The organism is Enterococcus raffinosus (genome assembly GCF_018917525.1).
GTDB lineage: Bacteria > Bacillota > Bacilli > Lactobacillales > Enterococcaceae > Enterococcus_A > Enterococcus_A raffinosus_A.
Window position 1 is genome coordinate 62,888 of sequence record NZ_JAHLOS010000015.1, and the last position, 25,874, is coordinate 88,761.

General features: G+C 40.4%; 28 protein-coding genes. 7 read left to right on the forward strand and 21 right to left on the reverse strand.

Going from position 1 to position 25,874, the window contains the following annotated elements; genetic code table 11:
- Positions 1-105: 105 nt before the first annotated feature.
- Both KQI58_RS11280 and KQI58_RS11285 read right to left on the reverse strand, forming a co-directional pair.
- Positions 106-1,680 (reverse strand): PucR family transcriptional regulator, encoded by a 1,575-nt coding sequence (locus KQI58_RS11280; protein ID WP_216409117.1) that lies wholly within the window; start codon positions 1,678-1,680, stop codon positions 106-108.
- A 516-nt stretch (positions 1,681-2,196) separates the two neighbouring features.
- Positions 2,197-2,385, reverse strand: a complete 189-nt coding sequence (locus KQI58_RS11285; protein ID WP_216409118.1) for a hypothetical protein — start codon at positions 2,383-2,385, stop codon at positions 2,197-2,199.
- A gap of 300 nt (positions 2,386-2,685) precedes the next feature.
- On the opposite strand from KQI58_RS11285, the gene KQI58_RS11290 reads away from it, so the two are divergent.
- A complete protein-coding gene (locus KQI58_RS11290; RefSeq protein WP_216409119.1) occupies positions 2,686-2,871 on the forward strand; it encodes a hypothetical protein in 186 nt (61 codons plus the stop codon).
- A gap of 88 nt (positions 2,872-2,959) precedes the next feature.
- On the opposite strand, the gene KQI58_RS11295 is transcribed toward KQI58_RS11290, so the two are convergent.
- From KQI58_RS11295 to KQI58_RS11340, 10 genes are all read right to left on the reverse strand, one after another.
- Positions 2,960-3,220, reverse strand: a complete 261-nt coding sequence (locus tag KQI58_RS11295; RefSeq protein ID WP_367397933.1) for a type II toxin-antitoxin system RelB/DinJ family antitoxin — start codon at positions 3,218-3,220, stop codon at positions 2,960-2,962.
- A gap of 112 nt (positions 3,221-3,332) precedes the next feature.
- Positions 3,333-4,478, reverse strand: a complete 1,146-nt coding sequence (locus tag KQI58_RS11300; RefSeq protein WP_216409121.1) for a Fic family protein — start codon at positions 4,476-4,478, stop codon at positions 3,333-3,335.
- Between the two features lie 279 nt (positions 4,479-4,757).
- Positions 4,758-5,702 carry a nucleoside hydrolase gene (locus KQI58_RS11305; protein WP_216409122.1) on the reverse strand — a complete coding sequence of 315 codons (945 nt, stop codon included), beginning with the start codon at positions 5,700-5,702 and terminating at the stop codon, positions 4,758-4,760.
- Entirely contained in the window at positions 5,699-6,496 is a 798-nt protein-coding gene (locus tag KQI58_RS11310; RefSeq protein ID WP_216409124.1) for an energy-coupling factor ABC transporter ATP-binding protein, read from the reverse strand. Before KQI58_RS11310 ends, KQI58_RS11305 begins: the two co-directional genes overlap by 4 nt.
- The gene (locus tag KQI58_RS11315) at positions 6,493-7,332 is read right to left on the reverse strand and encodes an energy-coupling factor ABC transporter ATP-binding protein (protein ID WP_216409127.1); all 840 of its coding nucleotides are present in this window, start codon (positions 7,330-7,332) and stop codon (positions 6,493-6,495) included. The genes KQI58_RS11310 and KQI58_RS11315 overlap by 4 nt, the downstream gene beginning before the upstream one ends.
- Positions 7,329-8,066 (reverse strand): energy-coupling factor transporter transmembrane component T, encoded by a 738-nt coding sequence (locus KQI58_RS11320; protein ID WP_216409129.1) that lies wholly within the window; start codon positions 8,064-8,066, stop codon positions 7,329-7,331. Before KQI58_RS11320 ends, KQI58_RS11315 begins: the two co-directional genes overlap by 4 nt.
- Positions 8,059-8,667 carry an ECF transporter S component gene (locus tag KQI58_RS11325; protein ID WP_016179094.1) on the reverse strand — a complete coding sequence of 203 codons (609 nt, stop codon included), beginning with the start codon at positions 8,665-8,667 and terminating at the stop codon, positions 8,059-8,061. The genes KQI58_RS11320 and KQI58_RS11325 overlap by 8 nt, the downstream gene beginning before the upstream one ends.
- A 134-nt stretch (positions 8,668-8,801) precedes the next feature.
- Entirely contained in the window at positions 8,802-9,506 is a 705-nt protein-coding gene (locus KQI58_RS11330) for a Crp/Fnr family transcriptional regulator (protein WP_216409131.1), read from the reverse strand.
- Between the two features lie 97 nt (positions 9,507-9,603).
- Positions 9,604-10,281, reverse strand: coding sequence for an NUDIX hydrolase (locus tag KQI58_RS11335; RefSeq protein ID WP_216409133.1), 678 nt, complete (start codon positions 10,279-10,281; stop codon positions 9,604-9,606).
- A 171-nt stretch (positions 10,282-10,452) separates the two neighbouring features.
- Positions 10,453-10,968 carry a DUF4865 family protein gene (locus KQI58_RS11340; protein WP_216409136.1) on the reverse strand — a complete coding sequence of 172 codons (516 nt, stop codon included), beginning with the start codon at positions 10,966-10,968 and terminating at the stop codon, positions 10,453-10,455.
- A 105-nt stretch (positions 10,969-11,073) separates the two neighbouring features.
- Here KQI58_RS11340 and KQI58_RS11345 point away from each other — a divergent pair, with 105 nt between their 5' ends.
- Positions 11,074-11,760 (forward strand): LysR family transcriptional regulator, encoded by a 687-nt coding sequence (locus KQI58_RS11345; protein WP_367397934.1) that lies wholly within the window; start codon positions 11,074-11,076, stop codon positions 11,758-11,760.
- 239 nt (positions 11,761-11,999) lie between these two features.
- On the opposite strand, the gene KQI58_RS11350 is transcribed toward KQI58_RS11345, so the two are convergent.
- The 5 genes from KQI58_RS11350 to KQI58_RS11370 form a co-directional block, all read right to left on the reverse strand.
- Entirely contained in the window at positions 12,000-12,794 is a 795-nt protein-coding gene (locus tag KQI58_RS11350; RefSeq protein WP_216409138.1) for a CPBP family intramembrane glutamic endopeptidase, read from the reverse strand.
- Between the two features lie 48 nt (positions 12,795-12,842).
- Positions 12,843-13,634 (reverse strand): ABC transporter permease subunit, encoded by a 792-nt coding sequence (locus tag KQI58_RS11355; protein WP_253295904.1) that lies wholly within the window; start codon positions 13,632-13,634, stop codon positions 12,843-12,845.
- Between the two features lie 14 nt (positions 13,635-13,648).
- Positions 13,649-14,566, reverse strand: a complete 918-nt coding sequence (locus KQI58_RS11360) for an ATP-binding cassette domain-containing protein (RefSeq protein ID WP_216409140.1) — start codon at positions 14,564-14,566, stop codon at positions 13,649-13,651.
- 698 nt (positions 14,567-15,264) lie between these two features.
- The gene (locus tag KQI58_RS11365) at positions 15,265-16,581 is read right to left on the reverse strand and encodes a sensor histidine kinase (RefSeq protein WP_216409142.1); all 1,317 of its coding nucleotides are present in this window, start codon (positions 16,579-16,581) and stop codon (positions 15,265-15,267) included.
- A complete protein-coding gene (locus KQI58_RS11370; RefSeq protein ID WP_216409144.1) occupies positions 16,574-17,266 on the reverse strand; it encodes a response regulator transcription factor in 693 nt (230 codons plus the stop codon). Before KQI58_RS11370 ends, KQI58_RS11365 begins: the two co-directional genes overlap by 8 nt.
- Before the next feature lie 252 nt (positions 17,267-17,518).
- On the opposite strand from KQI58_RS11370, the gene KQI58_RS11375 reads away from it, so the two are divergent.
- The 4 genes from KQI58_RS11375 (at position 17,519) to KQI58_RS11390 (ending at position 20,834) form a co-directional block, all read left to right on the forward strand.
- Positions 17,519-18,478 carry an exo-alpha-sialidase gene (locus KQI58_RS11375; protein ID WP_216409146.1) on the forward strand — a complete coding sequence of 320 codons (960 nt, stop codon included), beginning with the start codon at positions 17,519-17,521 and terminating at the stop codon, positions 18,476-18,478.
- Between the two features lie 279 nt (positions 18,479-18,757).
- Positions 18,758-19,234 carry a GyrI-like domain-containing protein gene (locus KQI58_RS11380; RefSeq protein WP_216409148.1) on the forward strand — a complete coding sequence of 159 codons (477 nt, stop codon included), beginning with the start codon at positions 18,758-18,760 and terminating at the stop codon, positions 19,232-19,234.
- A 336-nt stretch (positions 19,235-19,570) separates the two neighbouring features.
- Positions 19,571-20,209: a TetR/AcrR family transcriptional regulator gene (locus tag KQI58_RS11385; RefSeq protein WP_216409150.1), complete on the forward strand. Its 639-nt coding sequence runs from the start codon at positions 19,571-19,573 to the stop codon at positions 20,207-20,209.
- Complete coding sequence (locus KQI58_RS11390; RefSeq protein ID WP_216409152.1) at positions 20,202-20,834, forward strand: DUF998 domain-containing protein; 633 nt, start codon at positions 20,202-20,204, stop codon at positions 20,832-20,834. Before KQI58_RS11385 ends, KQI58_RS11390 begins: the two co-directional genes overlap by 8 nt.
- Before the next feature lie 155 nt (positions 20,835-20,989).
- Here the strand turns inward: KQI58_RS11390 and KQI58_RS11395 are convergent, their stop codons facing one another.
- Together KQI58_RS11395 and KQI58_RS11400 are read right to left on the reverse strand one after the other, a co-directional pair.
- Positions 20,990-21,877 carry a nucleotidyl transferase AbiEii/AbiGii toxin family protein gene (locus tag KQI58_RS11395; protein ID WP_216409154.1) on the reverse strand — a complete coding sequence of 296 codons (888 nt, stop codon included), beginning with the start codon at positions 21,875-21,877 and terminating at the stop codon, positions 20,990-20,992.
- Between the two features lie 14 nt (positions 21,878-21,891).
- Positions 21,892-22,848, reverse strand: a complete 957-nt coding sequence (locus KQI58_RS11400; RefSeq protein ID WP_216409156.1) for a hypothetical protein — start codon at positions 22,846-22,848, stop codon at positions 21,892-21,894.
- A gap of 373 nt (positions 22,849-23,221) precedes the next feature.
- Here KQI58_RS11400 and KQI58_RS11405 point away from each other — a divergent pair, with 373 nt between their 5' ends.
- Complete coding sequence (locus tag KQI58_RS11405; protein ID WP_216409158.1) at positions 23,222-24,007, forward strand: glucosaminidase domain-containing protein; 786 nt, start codon at positions 23,222-23,224, stop codon at positions 24,005-24,007.
- 131 nt (positions 24,008-24,138) lie between these two features.
- Here KQI58_RS11405 and KQI58_RS11410 read toward each other — a convergent pair whose 3' ends face one another.
- Both KQI58_RS11410 and KQI58_RS11415 read right to left on the reverse strand, forming a co-directional pair.
- Positions 24,139-24,426 carry a diacylglycerol kinase gene (locus KQI58_RS11410; RefSeq protein WP_216409160.1) on the reverse strand — a complete coding sequence of 96 codons (288 nt, stop codon included), beginning with the start codon at positions 24,424-24,426 and terminating at the stop codon, positions 24,139-24,141.
- Positions 24,427-24,451: 25 nt separating this feature from the next.
- A complete protein-coding gene (locus tag KQI58_RS11415) occupies positions 24,452-25,750 on the reverse strand; it encodes a PTS sugar transporter subunit IIC (protein ID WP_216409161.1) in 1,299 nt (432 codons plus the stop codon).
- Positions 25,751-25,874: the final 124 nt, after the last annotated feature.

Below are 25,874 nucleotides of genomic sequence, written 5' to 3' on the forward strand. Positions count from 1 at the left end.
TAAATGAAAAATAAATGAGAATATTTTTTGTTTTTTTACAATACAAATAGAGCTGCCTGCACTATCCAGCAGAGATTGGATAGTGCAGGCAGCCAAGTTCTTCGATCATAAGGTGTTCGAACGACGAACGATTCGATAGACCAGACAAGTAATTGAACATTCATAGCTATCAGAGATTCTCGTCACATCGCAGCCCAGCAGTTCATTGATGCGCTTAATTCGATATTTTACCGTATTTTTATGGATAAATAGGTAGTCGCCGCATTTTTGATAATCGGCATCAGCATCTAGCAGAAACGTACATAATGTATGCATTTGCTCGGAATTTTCAATAATTGGTTGGATGTTTCTCAATACCTCATCGACTCTTACTTCTCCAGAGCGTACGTACTCGATTGCTTGCTGAACTTGGCGCACTTCGCTGATTGTAAAATGCTTTTTGCCGATAAACAGGGTCGAAAGCTCTTCTTTTAAGCTATTGATCAATTGATAATTTTTTCGAACGTCTGTCGTATTTCTCAAACGGGGACAAACCGCCAGACTCTCAATTTCCATCAGAAACTGACTGCTGCCTAAAAAGTTTTCACTCAGAGTTACCTCTTGGTCGTTGTATCTGTAATTCCCAAGCAATACGATTAATTGATCACCCAAAAGCTGGACGATACTTGTGTGATAATACTTCGTTACGTAGTCAAGAACCTCCGCTTTTAGCTCCTTTTCCTTCTCAGGACTCTTCAGTTGAAATAGCCACATCAAATTGATGCTCTTCACATCGATGGACAGTTTATTTGCCAACCGATACATTTTTTCGCTTTCATCATTCAAGATGGCCTTGACCAGTCCATGCTCACTGACTTCGCCATGCTTTTTCCCCCACAGATTTAATGCGACTTGAATCAGCTCCACCGACTGCTCACATTCAGCTGGCGTTAAAGATTCATGCTCCTTCACTAAGTACAGATTCAACACACCATTGTCCTTATGAAAGATTTCTCTAGAGAAAACCCAACAGCTCTCTTTCTTTGTTGGCGCATTAGTATTTCGCTCAGCATTCAACAAAAAATTTGCCAGATTTAGCTTTGAATTTCTTGGCCATCTTATTTGATTGATTATTTCCCCTTCATCATCAGTCAAAATAATATTGGCCCTCAGTAAGTCCGAAAGAGCTTTTAAACTCATTTCTACATTTCTAAGATGCTCTGGTAAAGAAGAAGTCTTCTCTAACACTTCATTTACAATATTCTCGGTTGATTTTTGTTTAAGCAGCTCGGTCATCACTTCAACAATTACTTCGTTATATCGTAACGAATAATCATCCTCAGGCATTTTTATGATGACAAAACCCAGCTCCTCGGCCACATCAATAACCTCTTGCGCCAAGTCATCTAAAACAATGCCGACATAATACAGAATAATGCCAAGTTCTCCCAAGCCGTGCAGCCGGCGAATTGCTTCACATTGCTTTTCAACATCGTCCTTGATTGTAAAAAAGGAACTGATGACTAGTTCTCCTGCATAATACTCATCCGGCAGACCAATTTTCTCGTTGAAAAACGACATATCAGATACTTCTAGAAAGGATAAAGAAGTCACGGTATTACTCAGATTCGTCGCGCCACTCACTACTTTCGCTTCTTTCAATGAAGGAAGCTTTAACAATTCTTCTAATTTTACACCCATATAATTCTCCTCTTATCCTTTCTTACTTTTTTTGGTGGCTGGGGAGGTGAAATCGAAAAAAATCCCGATACACTTGATAGTTCAAATTCTTTTCTTCCCTTTTACCTACCGCTTTGTTCTTATCTTTATATTCTTTAATTGTTTTGATGTAAAAACTGAGTTTGGGAAACGCTTTAAGAAAAATGGATAAGAGACGGATTCTTTCCATTTTACTTTTTTCTTTCTACTTAGTCGTTACGCTAATTCATTATACAGCAAGTAAGCATTCCAAAAAACTCACTGATTTTTCGCGAGAAGTTTAACATCTATTCGCAACTTTACAATAATTCCAGAGATGTTTGTACTCAATGTCAAACTTTTAGGGAATTTTACTCTGATTTGTCTTTGGATCGAAAAAGACAAACGGTGCTGTTTTCCATAGACAACACCGTTCACTAATTTTTTCCTATTTTGCTTAATTCACTTTGTGATAAACTCTGATACTCAAAGAAATAAGTAGCATTATCGATTACCAATCTAATTATTTTCCGTTTCAATTTTCCTCAATACTTCTAACTCTTCCAAATCAAGAAAAAGATTCACTTTACCCGTATCCAAATCAACTTTTGCTTTGATTTCAAGACCTTTACTGATAAGCTTCCCTTTACCTGTATCTAGTTGTAATCTCATATCACCATATGACTTTGTTCTGTAGATCTTTTCCATAATATACCCTCCTCAAGTGTTTTATTACAGTGTATAGTACTTTTTCCTATGTGTGTTGATTTTGCAACAATATCTTAACTATCATTTTTGATCTTTTTAAAAATCAACCACCTTTTTAAAGGTTAGAGCAGAACAAAATACTCTTAACTCTAACCTATTCAATATAGGAGTTCTCAGATCATTAATTTTACTAATTTGACCGACCCCGTCATTTGGCGATTTTTTGACTTAAATGTTTGAGATTTTATTATATAATGGAAATAAGAAACTATTTCACAACGCTTGAGGAGGTAGCTTATAATGATTAACATAGACAAAGAAAAAATACTAAATACCTCTATCCAAGAACACAAAGAACAAGCCGCTGCTTTGATTACTCTTTCAAGAGTCAAAAAGAACGAACACAAGTCTCGTGACCCTAAAAAAGCGGAGCTGCTTAAATCCTTTGAGGATAAACGTGGCGGGTTTAAGATAGGGAATATATAAAAATGAAAACGGCGCTCTTCTCCTAGCTTATTGAGAAGAGCATCGTTGGCTTTTTTGACCTGTTGTGAAATAATCGATAATTTCACTCTCATTTATCTTCATTGAACCATTCATTGATTTTTTCGTCAGTATCTAATCTTCTGATTGGCAACTCTTCAGATAATTTTTGAATACTCAAAGTACGTTTATTTCTCTCTGCTAATTCAGTCAAAAATGGGGCCTTTCCTTGTTCTACAATTTGATTATAAAACAGTACAATCGCCGTTTGGGGTGTGAGACCTAACTCAGCAATTATTTGTTCGGCATCACGCTTCAACTTGTCATCAATGAAAATTTCTAGTTTAGCCACCACTAAACACCCCTCTTTCCGTTTCTTTCATTACAAAATAAATAGCACTAATAGTATCTTTGAAGTAAATTCATATGAATTTTTACTATAGCTCAAAAAAATTATCCGATGCTTACACCAGCGTGTCATCTTCCAAAATTTTTAAATAACTCTTGTAGCTAAACACACGATTCCTTTTCCCCCGAGATGTTTGTACGACGATTCCCAAGCCTTCGAGTTGCTTAATCGCTTTATTAATCGTAACAAACCCTATGTCAAAATAGTCAACTAATCCATTAACAGTCACTAAAGGTTGACTCAGTAAAAACTCATAGATATTTTTAACAGTATCTGATCGATAGTGCTCGTTAATGATTTTCCCTCGATCAACTATAATTAAATCCGAAAGCTGTTCAATCTTATTCACTGCGTTCTGTGCAGTGTGAGTGACTACTTCCAAAAAGAAATTTATCCATTGTTCATAATTTCCTGTATTTCTGACTGCCATCATGCGATCATAATACTCGTACTGATTTCGCTTTAATTCGAGACTAATATACAGAATAGGTTTCTGAATCACCCTTTTTTCTAAAAGAAATAGAATAATTAGAAGTCTGCCAACTCGACCATTCCCATCTAAGAATGGATGGATCGTTTCAAATTGATAGTGGATCAAGCCTGCTTGAATGAGAGGATGCAAAGTATCAGAGCTGTGGATATATTTTTCTAACTCATTTAGGGCGTCATCCATCACTGTCACAGTCGGCGGGACATATTTAGCCGTAGCGATGGTACTTCCTTGCGGCCCAATCCAATTTTGAGAATGTCTAAATTCTCCAGGATTTTTCTCTTGTCCTCTAACTCCCTCCATCAGCTTCATATGGATTTCTCTTAAAAATCTACATGAGAGTGGTAATTTTTTCTGCAACTCTAGCGCATAGTTTGTCGCCGCAATATAATTGACGATCTCCTCAACATCTGCTAATTTTTCTGTATTTTCTGCTATCTCGGGATCGAGAATGTCTTCTAAAGTAGCCTGTGTCCCCTCAATTTGAGAAGATAAAACAGCTTCCTTGCGAATGTACTGATAAAGAAATATCGGCATATCAGGGATCATTTCACTTAACATGTTCAATCTTCCCAACGCTTCCATAGCGTCTGCTAATTGATTACTTACCTCATTCATATCCAATTTGGGATTAGGAGGTAAAGGTGCGGGTGAAAAATACCTATAAGAATGTTTTTCGCTTGTTTGAATAAAATCTCCTGATCTTCCCATTTCATCAACTCCTTATATAATAAGAAATAAAAAGCTAGTCTATATTATACCGAACGACCATTTACGTATAATATGGAGGTGTTTACACTCGATTATTATATGAAAATACAAATAAAGTATAACACGGATAGCTTTTATTCTCTATATTATACAAAGCGATCATTTTCCCAATGGAATACTATATTCTTCGAAAATCAATCCATGCTTGGATTCATGAATGATAAAAAATGGCGACCTTCTCAATTAGATACGAGAAGATCGCCATTGCTTGTACTTTTATTAGTAAGTCTCTCTGGTCCCTTGATCCAATCTCACAAGTGCCTCCATTAAAACATCCACAAACCCTTCCCGATCGACCTCTTCTAACACAAGGGTCTGTTTCGGTTCTGGTGCGATTCTGCGAAAATCGCCATAGGTTAAACCGCGTGCGGGTGAATCATCGGTAATGACGTGGATATCGGCGAAGCTGCCGGTGAATAGCTCTGGTTTTAACAAATAGACAACCGCACACAGGTCATGAATCGGCGAATTGATAAAGCCAAATTGTCGTCCAGATTGATTATAGAAGGACAATAATTCATAGGCTAACTGGCTGACTCTCCCTTTATCTTTTAGTTGATGGATTTCCTCTATCGTGATCTCGGCTTTTTCCGTTACATCTAAGCCGGACATAATGATCGGCAATCCGCTTTGAAAAACGATCTCGGCGGCGTCTGGATCGACGTAGATGTTAAATTCTGCCAGCGCTGTGTGGTTGCCGTGATGAATGCCGCCGCCCATTAAAGAAATTTCCTCAATTTTCGGGAGTACTTCGGGATAGTTTTTGATCAAGAGCGCGATATTGGTCAATGGTCCTAAGGCGACAAGGGTTACCTTATCCTGACTTGCTTGAATTTTTTCGGTGAGAAATTGAACGCCGTTGCTTGATGTAATTGGATAATCTGCACCATCAAAATAGGGACCGTCCATCCCTGAATCTCCATGGGCTTCTGGTGCGGTTTGCAGCGGCTTGACTAAAGGACCTGCTTGACCTGTTGACAATGGAACATCTGCATTTAGAAAGCTTAAAATATTTTTGGCATTTTCAGTCACTTTTTTTAGTGTTTGGTTCCCGCCGATGGTGGTAATTCCTAGTATATTAAAGCTTTCTGGATTGGCGAGTGCCGCCATGATCGCCAGAGCATCGTCATGTCCGGGATCGCAATCAATCAGAAGGTTTTTCATGCAATGATCCTCTTTTCTAGCTCAGCCATCGTCATGACATTTTGGTAATCAAGGGCTTTGGCTAATTGGCAGATGTAGGGCTGTTTTAAGGCACTTCGTTGCAGCAATTCCTCGTCCCAGAAAATTTCTCGCGGAGTGCCTTGCTTTTGCAGCTGTTTTTCGGCGAAGACTAATACCCGCTGAAACTCCTTGGTTACAAATTCCATATCATGGGTGATGGTAATAACGGTTTTCTTCTTTTCGGTCAAGAGTCGGATCAGTTTACCGAGTAGCTCTGTCGACTCGCGATCCTGTCCGGCTGTTGGCTCATCTAAAATGACTACTTCTGGGTCCATCGCCATTACGGCAGCAATCGTGATGAATTTTCGTTTGGAATAGGGCAAATTGTAGGGATGCTCCTGTAAAACATCCTGCAATCCACAGGCTTCTGCGGCTTCTTGAACTCTTGTTTGAACGATCTCGGCTGCCAATTTTTGTTTCTTAGGGCCAAAGGCGATCTCCTTTTCAATACTATCTTGGAAAATCTGGTCGTCGGGATTTTGGAAAACATAGCCGACTCGTTTGGCCATTTGTGCGGTAGTCAAGCCCTTGGTTTCCTTGCCATCAATCAGTACACGTCCCTGTGTTGGTCGCAACAACCCATTCATTAATTTGACGGTCGTTGTTTTTCCAGCACCATTTTGCCCGATGATCGCCACTGCTTCGCCTAATTGAAACTCGACAGAAACATTCTGCGTCGCCTCAAAGCCGTTGGGATAACTGAAGCTGACATTTTCTAAGGTTAAAAAGCTCATTGAAAAGCGCCTCCCTTCAATTTTTTTATTGCTTCTTCCATGGTGATTGGGACAGAAGTATTTTGCTTTAAATGCTTCAAATAAAATAGCGATACCTGCGGCAATGCACCGCCATGCTTAATAATCTCCGGATCGCTTAATACCTGATGGGCGGAACCTTTTTTCACGAGTTGACCCTTTTCCAATAAAATGATCTCGTCACAATACTCCGCTAAAAGGTCGACCTTATGCTCTACGACAATAATCGTTTTCCCTTGTTTTTTCAGCATCGCGATAATCTCAAAGACCTCTTCGGTGCTCTGCGGATCTAGCTGGGATGTCGGTTCGTCCAAGATAACAACATCTGGATCTAGCGCGACGATTGAAGCCAATGCCACTCGTTGCTTTTGTCCACCAGATAGCTCGAAGGGATTTTTTTCCTTTAGCGCCTCTAGCTTGAACAGGGCGATCAATTCTTGGACCTTTTGCTTCATCTTCGCTGGTGAAATACCGATATTTTCCATACCGTACGCGATTTCCTCTTCGACGGTGTCCTTGACTCCTGAAATTTGCGTGAAGAGATTTTGCGAAGAATAGCCGATCTCCGCTGCCAAGGCGCCGATATTGTATTCTTGAATCGCTTTTGATTTATAGGTGACACTTCCCGAGAGCTTTCCTAGAAACATTTCTGGAATAAAGCCCCGCATAATATTGCAAAGCGTGGTTTTCCCCGCTTGATTATTGCCGATCAATCCATAGACCTTCCCCTGTTCGATAGTCAGATCGATATTCTTGATAATCGCCTCGAAATCTAACGGGTATTGATAGCTCACATTCTTTAATTCAATGATATTCATAGCGGACCTCCTACAAAATAAGCGACCAAGCCTAGCAAGCAAACAACTACGATCAGATAATCCAACGCCGTTTTCTTCATGGAATAGTACGCGGTCTTTTTAATGGGGGCAGAAAAGCCGCGAGCCTCCAAGGTTAATACACGTTCATCAGTTTGTTGGATCGAGGTTAATACCAATGGTCCCATCATGGGAATAAACGCCTTCATCCGCACCAGCACAGAACCTTCTGTTTCAATTCCTCTGGCACGCTGCGCATCGGTAATGGTTTGCGAAAGCTTGGTCATCTGTGGCACTAATTGGATCGTAGCAGAAATTACAAAGGTGACCTTCTTCGGGATTCGAGCCTTTTCCAATGCCGCAACGATGTCCTTCACACTCGTTACTTGGAAGAACCAAATAATAATTGAGCTGATAGCGACAATCCGTGAGGACAGGCCGATACTTGTGTCCAGCCCTATTTGTGAATAGCTGATAAACCACCAAATCGGTTGACTATCTTCATTCTTAACAATAAATACCTGAACCAAAAAGATAAATAACACAATGATGAAGATCGATTTGAAGAAAGTGGTTAAAAAATGCCCAATTTTTCCTGAACAAAGGCTCAACAACAGCGCTACGCCAAACAATACATATTGTACCGGCGGAATCGTTGAAAACATACTAATGATAATGATGGTAAGCACAATCATCAGTTTTGTGGAGGGATACCATTTTCCGATCGGGTTAGCCATGCTTCAAAACCTCCTTACTGATGTAGGTCGCGCCGTAATTCAATTTAACTAGGAAACGCGGTGGAATGCGCTTAACGACTAGATAACTGATGGCAAAATTCAAAATTGTATTGATGGTTCCGGTGATGATATTTGTTGAAAACACCGAATCCCATAACTGACGCCCTGCTGCTAAAAAGGCCGCCGTCACAAGGTCAGTCCCCGCTCCGGTGATGCCGCCAAACATAAACACTGTCACAATTGCGGCTGTTCCCGCTGAAACAATCGTCAATACACCACAGGCAACAATCATCCCAATCAAATGATTGAAAAATTTAAATCGAGAAAAATATCCAGCGAATAGTCCAATACTCATGGAAACCAAACCATAAGGGATCGCCACCGGATTCAACATTCCATTGACCACATTTCCTAAAAAACCGGTCATCACTCCAACCCAGGGTCCTGCTACCATCGCCACTAGATACGTGCCAATCTGATCAATAAAAACTGGAAGCTTTAATATCGTACATAGCTGGTACCCGACAACATTTAGGGACACACCGACTGGAATCAGCATCAATGCCTGCAGACCGAAGTCATACCTTAATCCACGTTTCATCTCTCTTCCTACTTTCCTTCTTTTTTGAAAGCAAGCCCTCGCTTTGTAAGGGCTTCCTTCATGTTGCCATTAGTATAGTGAAAATGAAAAGACCACGAAAGGTCATGTGTCCCTTCGTGGCAGATAATCGAATTTTAACTGCGCGTTAAGTTCTGCTGCAGTCGTTGCCTTTCCTTTGGTCCAACGTAGATTTTACGATCTATGCTGACGATTTCTTGACTTTCCCGCAGTTTTTTTAAGGCCCGACCGACTGTCCGCACGCTCATCCCAAGCTTGTTGCCGATTTTTTCTCGAAACTCCTGTACCTCAACTAAAGGTTCTCCGCTTTTCAAATGGCTATCGTAATACTGTACCAAATAATAGCGCAAACGATCCACACCGTGAAGCTGGTAAAAGAATCCATCACTGCCTGAGCGATGATAAAGATCATCTGCCAGAAGGTTCGCACTAAGTCGCAGCAGCTCTAAATCCTGCATGATCCATTGATAGACTGTAGCTGACGGCACCCGTACCACCTCTACGTCCGTTAAACAAGTGATCGTAGCGATAATCGCTTCCTTTTGCGCTAAGGTTTCTAGGAGCCCCACACTGCCATTGGTTTTATCCAGTTGAAAATAATCGTATTCACTGCCGTCCTCGTAATCTCTAATCCCAACAGCTACGCCGCTGCAAATAAAATAGATGTACGTTGGAAACTCCCCGCGCATCACGATCGGCTCATTTGCTCGAAACCGCATGGTGGGGTAATCCTTACCCAATCGATCCTGAATCCTCGCATAATTGAAACGTTTTTCACTGCCGTAGGTTTGCCACATTTTCTTTAAGTGATTTTCTTCCAAGAGATTGCTCCTTTCATCGAGTGTGCTATTTCGTTTTATTAGCTGTAGCATGGCTGGCTTTTAACCGGCTAAATTGAAGAAATTTAATCAACAATTTCTATCCCTCAATTGACAACAGCTCTTGGATATCGGTTAAACAATCATAGAGGACCTTTGCGGTTAGTCCCCAAATGACCCCTGATTCCGTTTGATAGGCATAAATCTTTTGTATAGAATCGCCCCACGGTTCCTGATATCGCTCTGGCAATCCTAGATCGATGACTGGCAACAGGTCTGTTCGCACGTTTGTTTCAGAATTAATGACGTAGGGATGCACCTTAACCAAACAGTCGTAGCGGTCAGGCTGTCTTTCTAAAAAGGAAGCTACTGGCAAAGTAAAAATTGAGTCAACCTCTTGTGGATCAGTTTTTAGCTCACTCAAGGAGCAATTCAAAACACCGAGATAGGGATTTATCAGCACGCCACTCGCTAGAATCAAGGTTTTTAATCTGCCCAAAACAGTGATTTGTTCCTGGTCGCAGCCTAATTCCTCCTGTGTTTCTCGTATGGCAGCCGCTAAAGAAGATGAATCAGTTATTTCGATTTTCCCGCCAGGAAAACAGATTTCTCCTCCTTGCTTAATGTTTGCCGCCCGCTTTTCAAACAAAAAGTGTAATTCTCCCTCAATTTCAATTAACGGTACTAAAACTGCGGCTTTAAAATAATCCTCATAATCACTTAGGCGCTGTTCAAATGTGAAATTATCCCGAATAACTTCCAGCTGTTGCTTATCCATTCCTTCTCCTCTGTTCCTTGTATCCAATTTGTTGAAAAAAGAACCACCGTTTAACTGTGATCCTTACTTTTTTCATCCAGCCTAATCATACATGGATACACCAATATTCTCAATAAGAGCTGTGAAGGCTGCAGGAAAAACGAAGAAGAAAAGTACTCATTTAAGTGACAGCTAAAGCGATAAATGTAATAGCTCATACACAACCCCATCTCCAGAAACACTTTCTGGATAATCACTGAAGAAATAAAACTCAACGTACTTCCATTTGTCAGGATTGTACACCAACACGCGACCGCTTTCAGCGGTTCTTTCCAAAGAAAAATCAGGAGCCGCCATCTTGTCCTGACGAGGAATATCCTGCTCAATTTCTAAAACGAACTTCGCCTTCTTAATCGCTTCTCCTAGTTCGACCTGAAGAGGCACTGCGATATTGATCTGCTGCCAACCAAAAGACGTCAAAATGTTATCGTAAAAGCCCTCAAAAATGAATCGACTCATGCCGCCCTCCTGCTTCCACAGATACAAAGGCGCATATTCCTTTCTTGTCTCACTGTCTAAAACCAAGTAGGCCTTTAATAACAAATCCTGAAAACCATCCGTTTTAAAGCCGTTATTCTCCACTCTTTCACGGATGATGGTCATGTCATAGTCATTCGGTAAAGTGATTTTATACTGCATTGCGTTCATTGCTGTCCGCTCCTTTCTTGCTGGCTTCAATTATACAAGTGCCCTTCTTAGCTGTATAATGATTAAATCAGATAAGCACTATTCCAAATAGGAATATCAAATGAGGTGATCCCATGGAATTTACCGATATCAAAATTTTTAAAAGAGGTAGCTGATCTAAAGTCCACGATGAAAGCAGCAGAAAGCCTCGGATACGTGCAATCAAACATCAGTAAACGTGTCGCAAAATTAGAGGAAGAAACGGGAAAGAAACTGTTCCATCGTACGAATAAGGGCATGACCCTAACAACAGATGGCGAGGAATTTCTGCCCTATGCCGAAGCCCTGCTACGCACCATCACTGACTTAGAGAAAAATTTCATTGCCGTACCAAAAAAAATCAGAGTCGGCGCTACTCAAACCATCACGAAAAATTATCTGCAGGATCACTTTTTTGATGAACAACTCGTTATTTTCACAAATACCTCTTCGACGTTGATCCAGCAGCTTAAAAATCACCAGCTTGATGTGATGATTCTTAATAAAAAACTGGAGGAAAAATTGTTCATTAGGACAAGAATCAAAGAAGAACCCATCAGCTGGATAAAATCAAAACAAAATAAGCAGGTTCTTCACGCCTCAACCATCGTCATTAATCGAGACCCGGAATGTCCTTACAGACAAGCAACTCTTGCATTTTTTGAGCAAACAGGACTTCGTACCCGTTGCATCGAAGTCGATACACTCGTTGTGATGATTGATATGTTGGAAAATCACGAAGCCGCTGCGATTCTGCCTGACTCAAGTATTTAATCAAACGAGAAGCTTCAAAAAATTGAAGATTATTCCCTTGATCCTATCTCTATTTATCACTATCAGTTGAAGGAAAACAGGGATTCATTTGAATTGGATTTAAATTGATAGTAATTGATTTCACACTAGTTGATCCAAATAGTTCTGATATAACAGCCATTCCGGAAAAGACATACCAATCCACAAAAAGAGCTATGCAGATGATCAACAAATCTACATAGCTCTTTGCTTTTAAAGGGCTAAAATAGCTGATTCTCTTTCAGCGAATCAGTGGGTTTCTTGGCATACATGAAACAGAAAGTCAATAAAATCAAAATAGTCAGTACGCCAGTTTCGCCGACTAAATACGGTTTGTTTGGTCCGTTAATTGATTGATCTAGTAGGACTTGAATGACAAAGTTGTGGGTAAAGTGAAAGAAGGCTGCTGACCACACGCTTTTTGATTTGAGACTTAGATACGACATTGGGTAGGACATGGCAATACATTGAATCACATAAATTGGCACCTGATACCAGATCGGAATATCGGATACATAGCCTGCGAGAATCAGCGGCAGATGCCAGACCGCCCAGATAGAACCTGTTAGAAAGGCTCCTTTGCGATAGCCAAAAAGCTGGAACATTTTACGATTCAAGAGGCCGCGCCAACCTATTTCCTCTCCTAAAGCAGTGATAAAAAAGAGAGAGACATACAAAAGCAGGATTAGCGGATTGCTTATAAGTGTCCGGATAAAATCATTTGAGAATGCTCCTTTTCCACGCATGATTAAATAGATGCTGTATGACAAAAGACTATAGATAAAAGGAATGCCTATCCCTAACAATACGTATTTCAGATTAAATTTCTGCAAATTAATAAGGGGCTCATTTCGATAATATATGCGTTTTACGATAATCGCAGCGACTCCTGGACACCACATCAATAAATAGGCCATATTTAACATTTGATACTTGATAATAAGCACATAGAAGATTGAGCTTAATGCAAAGCAGAGTACAAGAAACGCTATAATGGATTTTTTGATCGTTTTCATAAAGTCTCCTTTTAGTAGTTTAATCGTTTGATTTTTATTTCACTTCCGCTACGCAATATCTGCGTTCGCATACATTTGTGATCCTGCAAACAGCAGAAGTGCATCTAAGAGAAGACAAAATAGGAGAATCATTCCAACAGCTCCAAAGGGAAATTCCCAAAATCTTGATAACACAGAAAATGCCGATAATGGATCACAAAGCTGCAGCCATTCTGCTTTTGGGAATAATTGAAAGAGTTGATTCGTGAAGGATGGAAAAACAATCAACCCGATCAAGTAGGTCGCAATAGTGATACTTGTCCGCTTCGTAAAAACCAGCAGCCCATTTCCGATTGCGACCATGCCGAGATACAACGGAATAGACAAAAGAATCTGAAGAAGAACTCTTATGAGCAGCGTCAGACTGAAGCCGCCGAAACCAAAAAGAAGCGTCCCCACTATAAAGCTTACGATCAAGCACAAGCAGGTATAAACTAAACAACATAGGAATCCGGTGATGCATTTTGCAAAGAATACTTTCCTGCGATCAACAAAATAGGACAAGCTGTTTCGAATCGTTCCGGTCGAATATTCCGCCCCCAGCACAGCTACAGCAAAGGCTAAAATAAAGAAGGGAAAGAGCCCATCATCACGCATCTGCTGCAGGAATTCCGCGCCATTTCCAGGCAAGGCTCTCGCGGCACTGGCAGTGGTTTGAACTCCGACACCGCCAACACCGCTGCTGGAGCCTGCCATATTTACGCCGGTAATAACGATAATGATGATGCCCGCCAGAAAGACATTGCGAACGGCGGCACCTTTGCGTAGTCGAAAAATATCTGATTTTATTATATTTACCATAGGTCTCTGCCTCCTTAAGCTATTTCACCGATTAGATGGATGAAATAGTCTTCCAAATTTATTTTTACTTCGTTAGATGAATAGATTTTTATGCCGTTGGCACTCAAAAGCTCGATCACCTGTGAGCTATCCTGATAGAAGTTAAACAGTCGAACTTCCTCCGTTGAAGGCACCTCAACTTGTGCCGCGTTGATTGTGGACTGAATAATTTCTCCAGCCTTTACCGCGCTGCTGACCTTCATGGAGATATATCCTTGGGTATTTTTATCCAGTTCCTCCTTGGAAAATTCTTTTATGAGCACTCCGTGATGAATAACGCCATACCTTGTAGCTATTTGCGTGAGTTCTGAAAGGATATGGCTGGAAATCAGGATGGTCAGGTTCTTCTCCTGATTTAGCTGACGGATGATTTCACGAAACTCGATCATTCCTGTTGGGTCCAAGCCGTTTATCGGCTCATCTAGAATCAATAATTCTGGCTCTCCCATGATTGCTAAGGCCAGTCCCAAACGCTGCTTCATTCCAAGCGAAAATTGATTGAACGGCTTGCTTCCGGTCGCGTCCAAATTGACTAATTTCAGAACACGTTCGATTTCGTTTTGATTCTTGATTCCTCGTTGTATACGGTAATACTCCAAATTTCCCCGCGCTGTCATTTTAGGAAAAAAGGCCGGCGTTTCAATCATGGCGCCAATTCTTTTTCTTGCCAGGATCAGTGCCTGTTCCTCGCTGCTCCCAAAAAGCTCGAGATCTCCGCTGGTTGGATGGATCAGCCCGGTGATCAGGCGTAAAAGGGTGGTTTTTCCTGCTCCATTTTGACCGATAAAACCGTAGATATCGCCCTTCCTCAACGTCATATTTATTTGCTTTACACCTGCGCCTCCAGAATATTTTTTTGTAAGATCATTGGTTTTTAAAATCATTTCTTTCATTTTCTGACTCCCCCTTCACATTGTTTTCCTCACCCACATGGGTCAAATGTGGTGTTCCCACTATAACGATTCAACCTATAATGAACCTTGAATCGTCCATCGTGTCGTCGGTTGGACACAAAAAAGTCTATTCATCGGTTCCAATGAATAGACTTTTCAACTTTATAGTCCGTCGCCGTTTACTTGGCGAAAAGAAATGGGGCATTTGTCACTATTAAACTAACTAAAATAGTAGCTGAAGTAGTAATTTAATAGAACATGTAAAAGAAAAACGGAGTCCGAATTTTTCTTTTAAAAATGGATCAAAATAGCACCCAACTCCAATCTCCTATTTGGTATCATTGTGTCGGTCAGAAAAAAGCATGTTAACAACTATGGTGAGAATCAATGACAGTACGAGAGAACGCATCAGCATTTCTTTCACCTCCATTTCTGTAATGCCTCTGATGTGAAAGTTACTATTGTGAAAATTACTATACAATACCTAACTATAATGAACCTATAATCAATAGACTTTTTCATGAAAGGAATTACTATTCGGCTGTTTGACTGAAATTATTGGCCGAATATTTTCTGATCAACTACCACTGATGACAGATAAAAAAAAGAAAATTGATTAATGCTTGGATTTTGAAAACAAAAACACCCGCCAATTATAGGCGAGTGTTCAATCAAAGTCTGCTAAACATGCAGGATAGTTATTTATTAGTCGAGAATTGCTTCTTTAAAGGCAAACAAATCGTAAACTTAGTCACCTCATTTACTGTGCTTTCGACGTTGATGGTTCCACCCAATTGCTCAATGATCCCTTGGGCAATGGATAAGCCTAAGCCATAGCTGCCCTCATATTTTTGACGGACCTCATTGGTACGGTAAAAGCGATCAAAAATTTTGGGCAGATCTTCTTCGGAGATGCCATCACCGGTGTTCTGAAAAATGATGATCCCCTCACGTCCTTTAGCTTCTAGCGAAACATCTAGCACACCCTTTTCGTTTGTATATTTGCTGGCATTATCAATAAAAATATCGAAAAGCTGCTGAAGTAAGATTTCATCCGTTTTTATCATAACTTTCGCCATATTTTTATTGACTGTCACCTGTTTCTCTTCGAATTTAGTTTCATAATTGGCTAGCGTATTGGTAAGCAGCTGGTCCACTTGAACATTCGACACGTTCAGCTGTTCAAAGCCGCTATCGGCCCTCGCTACGGTAAGCAATTTATTGACGAGTCCATTCATTCGTTTCGTGCCGCGAGAAATATTATCCAGCCATTTCAGCTGATCTTTGATAGGATCCTCCTGACTCGCATATAGAACATCAACATTCGTTGAAACAATGCTCAGCGGTGTCTTCAGTTCATGAGAAGCATCGGCGATAAACTGCTTTTGCTTTTTCCAAGCCTCTTCCATCGGTCGTAAAGCGCGATTCGTAAAGAAAACAATCACTAAAAAGAAAAAGAGGATCAATCCTAGTCCGACAACGATCAAGGTGGTTCCCAGAGAAGCTACGCTTTTTTTCGAATCGGTAATATCTAAAAAGCGCATGAGATACGTTTCGTCCTTCTTCTGATCAGCTTGATTTTGATCGCTATCGCCATAATCAAAATTGGCAATGGCAGGCGCAACTATATATTGCCATTCCCGCCCGTTCATTTTTATGACCCCGCCCTCACGATTTTTCCAGGCATATTTTGCGGCCTGATTGTATTGCTTTTTCGAAAGCTCTAAAGCAGAATCTATCATAAATGGCTTGCCGGATTTGTCTACGAGCATGTTGAAATAAACGCCTGCCCCTGTCACGATACGACTAATTTCCATCGTATCCGCGTTCTTCTCATCGAAGCTGACCTTGCCGCCCGTGATCCGCAGCTGCTCGGCTTGGTTCAATTTCTCATAATTATCCGATTTTTGCTTCAAATAGGTCGTTAGAAAAATCGTCGCAAAGGCCGCAACTAGGATAAGCGTCACAAAGCCAGTCGTCATTACGATCAGGCGTTTTCTAAATTGCTTAATCATCGTCTTCACCTTGCGTAAATTCTAAGCGATAGCCTAAATTTCGAACGACCTTGATCTGAGCGACACTCTCTACTTGGCGCAGCTTCTTTCTCAAAAGGGATACATGCATCTCAACATGATTGTATTCAGCCTCCGAATCATAGCCCCAAACCTTTTCAATCATTCGATCCTTTGATGTCAATTGAGGGTAATTGGCTACTAGAATTTCCAAAATATTCGCTTCTTTTTTTGTTAAATTCTGCTCTCTTATTTGCGTCTTTAACTGTAAATTGTAAGGATTCAGTTCAAAATCACCAAAGGAAAGCAGACCATCGATTTTAAATTCGCCTTTTCGCCTGCCTAATGCCTTTAGACGAGCCAGCAGTTCCTGATACTGGAATGGTTTGCACAAATAATCGTCCGCCCCGCTATTCAGCCCGTCAACCCGATCATCCAACTCGCCTTTTGCCGTCAGCATCAGGATCGGAATATCAATCCCCGCCTCCCTTGCTTCCTTTAAAATCGTCAAGCCGTCTTTATTTGGCAGCATAATATCTAAAATCGCTAAATCGTATACGCCTGAAAGCAAACAATCCAGTCCATATTCGCCTTCTTCTGCGATATCAACCAAGTAGCCTTGCTTTTTTAAAATTTGAGCGGTTGCTTCCGCTAACATCGCTTCATCTTCAACTAGTAAAAGTTTCATTTAACGTCCTCCTTCTTCCTCTTTTTCTGCAAAAAGTCGGACCAACCTTCTCAATGCTCTTTTCAATTATAAAGGATGAACCTCTAATGAAGCTTGAATCGCCAAACATAACACACGTAATGAAAGAATTTTTACAAATACTATAGACTTTTTATTACTATTCATAAAAAATCAGACCTTTTTTTCGATTACAGCTTCGTTATAGGTTCACCAATTATAGTGACTATATAAAATAGAAATGAGGTCGTGCATATGAAAAATAGGAAAATTCCCAACAACTCAACTAAAACAACCTGGTCCACTATTCTACGAGATATTCCTTTTACAGTAAGAGTAGTCGTATTCGCGATATTGATCGGACTTTCAGTCGTCTCCTACAATATCGGAAAAGCTATAACTGAAACAAAGATCAATAGTCAAACAGAAGTTACCTTTCCAAGCAAACGCAACAAAAAAACAACGGTAGATGATGTCAAAATCCGACGAAACAACGGACGCTGGGAATTTTCTTCTGATGAAGGTCTCTCATGGTCCACTACACCGCCCGATGGCATTTATGAAGACGAAGACGGACGTTTACGCTACCAAAACTCCAAATCAGAAACCATCACCTCCGCTAAAAACACCTTTAAATTCCCCTTCAGTGACCAAAAGGGAAACAGTACGATTATGAAGCAGGAAGACGGGAAATGGACCTTCTCCTCTGATGGTGGAAAAACCTGGACGGAAAAAAAGCCTGATGGTGTGGCGGTCGATAAAAATGGGAAGCTGACTTGGAAAAGCACTGACGGGAAAAAAGTCTCCACCTTTGATCCAAAAGAAAATCAATGGAAATATTCTGAAGATGGAGGGAAAACCTGGTCAGATCCGCTAACAGAAATCGAAGACTGGCTCGAAAACGGCTTTACCGTTCCCGTTGAAGGCGGCGTCTCCATGAAAATCAACGATGGAAAAATTCAATATTCCACGGATGGCGGGAAAACTTGGTCAGATCAAGCCCCTGAAGGCTTTGAAGAGAACGTGAAATCGGTGATCACTAAACAATCTGAAGACGGAAAGACACTGTATTCAACCGATGGCGGCAAGACCTGGTCAGAAGAAAAACCTGAAGGATACGAGATTCCCAGTGTTCAGGATATCTTGGACTCCCTTCCCAACGACATCCTACCAAAGGACGAAGATTTAGATGAAAGCCAATCTATTGCGGTTTAAAACAAGAGAACAAAGAGGCGTTGGTGCCTCCATAAGAAAAGTATGGCGCCAACCTCTTTGTCATGGCTTTCACTTATTACTTCTCTGCCTAGTCTTCCTGATTCTATTAAACAGTGATGAATGACCAAGTTAACCGCTCAGCAGTAAGATTTTAGCAACAGGAAATTGTTCGGTGTATCAATTCCTAGGACTGAAAACAAACTGAGCACTGGAGAACAAGCCCAGCGTCGACGAATTTGTTATGCTTCTTTTAAATACAACCGAAAAGAGGATTCTATCATGACAAAAATAGCTGATATTATGGTCAAACAATTACCTGAACAGCACATGCTGACGCATCGTAAAACGATCAATTTTTTCGAAGAATACGCAGAATTTATGGGAGAAGCCATCGGCAGAATTCTTAAGCTGATTGAAGAAAACGAGGCATTCCCCAGCAGCGGACCCATCGTCTGCTTTCATAATGTTGATCTGGAAGCTTTAGATGTAGAAATCGGTTTTGCCACTCCGAAACCTCTCAAAGCGCAGAACGAGTTGCATACTCTGACCCATCCGATTCGCACAATCGCGGTGACAATTGATCGAGGGCCTTATGAACAACAAGATCCCACACTTGAAGCCCTTATGAAATGGATACCTGAAAATGGTTATGAAGCGCTCGGTGGTATTTACTACCATTATCTAAACGACGAAAGGCAGCCAGAAAATGAGTATTTAACCGAGATGTATATCCCTATTCAAAAACTGGTTGAGTAATCAACAAAGCCCAACAAACTATCCGCGAAATTTTCGGATAATTTGTTGGGTTTTTAATTGGAATTGCGGCGCAAAACGGAGTGCTCCTAATTAAAAAATAACCGTTTAATTAGTTAAACTGTACATCTTTAAACATTCAATTTTATACAGTATTTCAATCATGAGATTTAAGTACCAGAATCATTTTCCAAGCTCAACACCAGAGGTTACTAAAAAGAAAAGCTGAAGGCGTGGGATTATTTCGATAGGCTAAAAATGAATTCAATTGACAGGCTAATAACTTTTAGCTAAGATGAAAGAAAAGCTAATAACTATTAGCAAAAAGGAGTGCAGACCATGAGCAACCTTTCTACAAAAGAACGAATCATCGCAGAAGCCTCTCACCTTTTTGCTAAAAAGGGCTACGATGCGGTCAATGTCGAAGAGATCGCACAGGCAGTCGGAATTAAGGCTCCGTCTTTATATAAGCATTATAAGAACAAAAAGGAAATATTCGATGCCGTTGTACAAGCAATGAATACTCGTTACGAAACAAATATGGCGACGTTGCAGATGAATGGACACGATGGTAAAACAGATGCGGGTGCTTTCGAAACGATGTCTGAAGAACAGCTTGTGGAGATCGGCAATAAGCTCTTTGCTTTCTTTTTACATGATGATTACGCCGCCAATTTCCGCAAACTATTGACGATCGAGCAGTTTCAAAACAGCGAGCTGGCCGCAATGTTCACGAAGCAATACGCAGACGATCCGCTTTCTTATCAAGGAATGCTGTTTTCGATGCTGACGCAAGCGGGTGTCATGCAGCCAAGTGATCCTAAGATTATGGCATTGCAATTTTACGCGCCGATTCATTTGCTGCTGACGATTTGCGATCGGCAACCAGAAAGAGAACCGGAAGCGTTGATACTGTTAGAGCAGCATATTCGCCAATTCAATGAATGTTATCGGACAGGAGCGAATGCCCATGGATAAAAAAAGAAGCCTAATTCAATGGCTAGGAGTATTTGGCATGGTTAGCTTCTTATCCTACATCGCAGCGTTGGTTTTCAGTCCGCTAGCTTATCCCGGATACAACTGGATGGCGCAGGCGGTCAGTGACTTAAGCGCAGATAATTCCCCTTCCAGAATTTTATGGAACCAGCTCTCGTCCCTATCTAGCGTTGGGAGTGTCGTGTGTATCATGCTGGTGTGCGTCTATATTCAAGGAAAATTGAGCAAATCCATACGCATCGGAATCTACCTGTTTGCGGTAATGATGTGGTTATCCGCGGTGGGATATACGATGTTTCCCTTAACTGACAGTGGTTTTGCGGGAACCTTCCAAGATGTCATGCATGTCGTCGTGACCGTCTTAGTCGTGGTCCTTTCGATCACGTCCCTACTGACTATTACGATTGGCAGCTTTCGTAGTAATCACTATCGTTCATTAGGAATCTGGGCCGCTGCTGCACTTCTACTTATGATCGCCGGAGCCATTGGTATCAATGTGGTGCCGAGCCAATACTTCGGTATCCCTGAACGGTTCAGTGTGATTGCGGCGATGGGGTTTAATGCGGTTTTGGGTGTTTATTTGTTTCGGGGATTTGGCGGAGAGTGATTTGAAAATACTGCTCTCAAATAAGTTTCATTCGCACGTAATCGTATACTTCTATGTATGAAACTAACAAAGATCAAAAAAGGACAGGAAAACCGATGATCGTTTTTTCTTGTCCTTTATTGTTCGTGAGAAAACTTTTAGGTCAGTTGCTTTCTCTACTTTTTATTTTGCTTTTTCTTTAAATAGTTGGCCTTAAACTCCATAAGATAAGACGTTAGCTGAGCAATTATCGCGTCCCATCTCACAATCTGAGCATACGGTCTTGTTCGTATATAATTCACCCATACTTGATTTTTTAGCGTTGAATCATTCAATAAAACATTAAGGGTGTATTGCCAATCATCAAATATTTCTTCATCAATAGCATTATGTCGAAAAGTCCAAGTATTATAAAACGCTTCGTACAGCTGATTTATCGGGGGAAGATCCGGATCATTTAACAGAAGATGAATGTCATAAAAATCCTTCATTCTTGAATTTTGCTTCCCAAGCGATGGGATTGTTTCCATTTTCTCCGCTAAAACCGTTTCAATTGGATAGGAATAGATAGCGATAGATTTCTTTTCCCCTTTTTTCTCATTAAATATAAGTGGAATAGTTATATGATTAGGCTTTGGTGTAATGACATCTCCAACACCGATATCTAAATCAAATAAAAATACTGTATTTCCATCCATATGCATTTTCATTTTCGCACGATATCCTTCATAGATTCGATTTTTCTGAGTGTCCAGCACATTCACTAACTCAAAATGAAGAAGATCCTCCAACTCAATAGCCACAATTTCCTTCAGCATCTGCTCAACAGAATCACGGGTGGCATAAAAGTCTTTAACCATTATGTCGAGATCCTTAGTAGTTCGTTGTTCTATTTGATAAATAACCCCTAGTAGAAAACCGCCTTTTAATATTAATCGATCCCTATAACTACTTTGTTGAACTCTCATCAAAAATCTCTCCGCAGCATAACGCATCCGGTACTCATCAAAGCTAATCTTAGGATCTTTATTTTTGATAAGATCACGTAAGCGATCTGTTTTCATACGCTCTCCTTTTCTTAATGAAGTTTCAACTTCCATAAATAATTATCAAGTATCTTACCAACATTCTGTTCATTCGCAATTCTTCGAAGCCTTACTTTGTTGCTTTTCTCAAACTCAAAATAACGAGTTAGTGCCACTTCCTTAACTTCCTCTTCTGTAACAATATTCGGTTTTAGTACGTCTACAATTGAACGTTCCATCGTGGTCACACGCGCAGGATTTTGATAGATTGTTTCCTTTTGAGTGATTTGACTTTGAGGAATGTTATTATTCCGAATCACAACAATGGGATCGTTCTCTTCATATTCCACTAGAACAGCCGTTCCATCTTTACGCCCTTGGGACAACCCAAAATCAACAACTAGATTCTCCGATTGCTCCGTCTCGTAATCCCTGTTCGATGAGCCTGAAATGATAGAGGTTTTCCTGAACTCATTATCAGAATCGTTCTTAGAATGAAGTTGTGTAATCTTATAGTTTTCAGGCATGCTCATGAGCGTGCCTTTTGGAATGACATCATTTAATCCATGATAATATAGCGCAGTATCGTGAGAAATGACCGCCTTAGAATATTGTTGCTGAAAAAGAAAAATCCCATCAATCGCTTTGTTTGGAAACACATAGTAACCTGGATTGATTTCTTTCAACTCATACTTTTCGATAAATTTTTTTTGAGAATATTTACTGATACCCGCAGAGTCCATTGCTTTTCTGGTAATATTCCCGTTGTATTTTTCGGCAAGTAGTAAGAATATAAATTCAGGAGAATCGCTTGTTGGCAATCTATCTTCCACTATAAAATCTTTTAAGTGATACATAAAAAACGGAGATTGCATAAACTCAATCGCCTCGACCAATTCTTTGGAGTTGAGTGTTTCCGACATTTCTTTGATAAGTTTTCTCTTTGCGTCATCTGTACTTGCTTCCAGATGATCAATATTCTTTTTAATATTATCCAATCCGGCTTTCATATAATCACCCCTTTTAACCAAGCAAACTACTTCGTATACAGTTAACAGTTCCGAAATATGATATATACTCAATTCAATCATACCATTTAACCATCTTCGATTCAAACTAAACCAGTTATAAAATACAATATCAGACGCATAATTAAAGTGCTCTTTCAAACGACAATAGAGGGCAAAGAGGTTTGCCCTTCCTCATTAGAATAGAAACCCTTTCTCCTCTAATCAATACAATTACCCCTTCATTTATATTGTAGAAATACGAGCTTTGTACGTATGTCTTCAATTTTCCAGAAGAAACTGCATGGAGAGATGTCCTTTTTCCGGCAACAAAACCGTACCTCTATCCCCCTATAATAATAAAGAGGTGATGACAATGTCAGCAGAATACAACTTAGGTTCACTAGTAAACGCAGGTAAATCTATTTCTGAACAAAATATTAAACGAATTATTCAACATTCCAAAAAGTATCAGCTGAAACCAAGCTTTTTAATTGCCCAAATGTTTATCGAAAGCCATTGGGGCGATCCCAACATATCCATTGTCGGGAGTATTGATAACAATTGGAGCGGAATTTCTGAGCCCTTCACCGTCCCTTCCGATTTAGGAATACGTATACGACGAGGGAGTACACGACCAGCAAATGAAGGTGGGTATTATGTCCATTTCAATACTTTGGATGACTATTTCAGCGCCTATGCCTTTCTTTTGTCTAATAGAAATGGGATTTATAAGGTCGAAGGAGAAAGTACGATAGAGGATTTTTGTAAAGGCTTGTTCAGAGTTGGCGGTGCGAAGGCTGATTATGCCGCGAGTGGGTACCAGCACTATCTAAGTATGTTAGTGCCTACCTACAATGCCATTAAAAAACAAAATCCGAATAAATTAGAAACCATTGACACCAGCACAATAACGAATGAAAGGAATGAGTTTGGTATGTTTATTTATTATCAACCGCAGGCAACAGGAGCTGCTAACGATATCTATGGCGTCTGGGGCAACAAACGATTCCATTTGAATAATATGGATAAGGTTGGTCATTTTAAAAATATGGTCAAGGGAGCAACAGGCAACGATTGTAAAGAATACCATTGGGAACGAGGCAGTGAGCAGATCAAAACAGTAGAAAGCTTTACTGAATTGCAGAAAACAGTGATTTAAGAGAAGAATTCAAAAAAACCGGAGGCAAGCAAAACCGAAAGACTCGGTTGTCACTTGTTTCCGGTTTATTTTTCATTAGAATCTTTTTCTAATCAATCGAAAAGCAGAAAGCATACTGCCTGATTTAAGCTCTATTTCGTTTTTGCTTGAGTAGGGTATCGACTATTCATCGCTTCTACATACTTTCTCTGCTCGATCATAAAATTGACCGCAAAAACTGCGCACAATGCATACAGGAAGATATTTACCTGCTCAGATAAATTTGGTAATAAAACGTTTGGAAGAATCATAATCAGAAATGAGGCGAATGCCCAAATCCAGCGATGAATTCGAATGCCTGCTTTTTTTAATTTATTTAATAAAAATTGACTCACAGTTAATACAATGAAGAAAAATGTGAATACAGCGATCCAGTACATCGTTTCCCACCCTCTCTTTTAAAACTTATTCTGCAGCGCTTGCTTCTACCTGTGCCATCTCATCTTGGACCATCTTCTTGTCGTAAGCTTTTACGAAAGGATAGTAGATAATTCCAGCAACAAGCAGGTTCACAACAATCAAGACTACAACGCGCCAATCATTCCCGGCACTCAAGAACCCACCAATCGGAGCTGGAAGCGTCCAAGCTTGATATGTTGTAAAGCCGTTGACAATCCCCAACTTAATCGCTGAATAGGAAATTGTCGTCAATACTAACGGAACTAGATTAAACGGAATGAACATATATGGATTCAAGATCATTGGGGCTCCGAACATCATTGGTTCATTGATATTGAAAATCCCAGGAATCAAGGTGAAGCGTCCGACTTCTTTTAGAAATTTTGATTTACAAATGAACAGGAATAAGGCGGCAACAACGATGGTCGCACCTGCCCCACCAATCGTCACGGTCCATTGATAAAATTGCTCCGGCGCGATATAAGGAAGCTCTGTAGCAGATGTTCCTGATGCTAACGCTTTAGCATTGTCGTCTAGCATCACTAGCCAAATTGGGCGGATAACAGAGCCGACAATACTCATCCCGTGAATCCCAAACGACCACAATAAATGGATAAAGAACATTGGCAATAAGGCACCAAATAAGTTGTTTCCAAGTAATCCAGTAATTGGTTTGAACATAGCCATTAGAGCCGAATTCACATCGAAACCAATGATATCGCGGATGATCCACAATGTGATCAAAACGACTGCCCCTGGAATCAAGGCTTCAAACGACCGAGCAACTGCTGGTGGTACTTGTTCGGGCATTTTGATCGTGATTTTCTTTTTGGTGAAAAAGCGATAAATTTCAACAGAAAAGATCATTGCTAAGATTCCTGAGAACATCCCAGAAGCTCCCAATGATGCCATCGGTAAAACAAAGCCTAATGGGGCGTCAGCAGGCGTGGTCACATTCACAGGCATTTGCAGCATGAAAAATGCACCTAGCGACAACACCCCACCTGTTGTTGGGTCTAGCTTGTAGGATTTGGCAAGATCAGACCCCATGATAAAGGTCGCATAGATCGCCATCAAGCCCATGGTCATCCGAAATGGCAAAGCAATCGTTGCGCTATATGGGGCTAATAAGTCAGCTAATGGTTTATAAGGAATATTTACAAAAATAAGAAAGAAACTACCGATTAAAATGAGCGACAACGTCGACACTACACCATTACGAATGGCTAATAGATGCCGTTGTGTCCCTAGTTTAGACATTGGCGGCACAAGTTTTTCTTCAATAATCTTCATGAATTTATCCATGGTACTTCTCCTCGTAATATATTTTTTAGAGTGATAAATCACTCCAGTTTTATTCTCTTGTTCTTTGATAATTTAATAACACTTTAGTTGCTTGGTGCTTGTGTGATGTTCTAGAATTGACTCC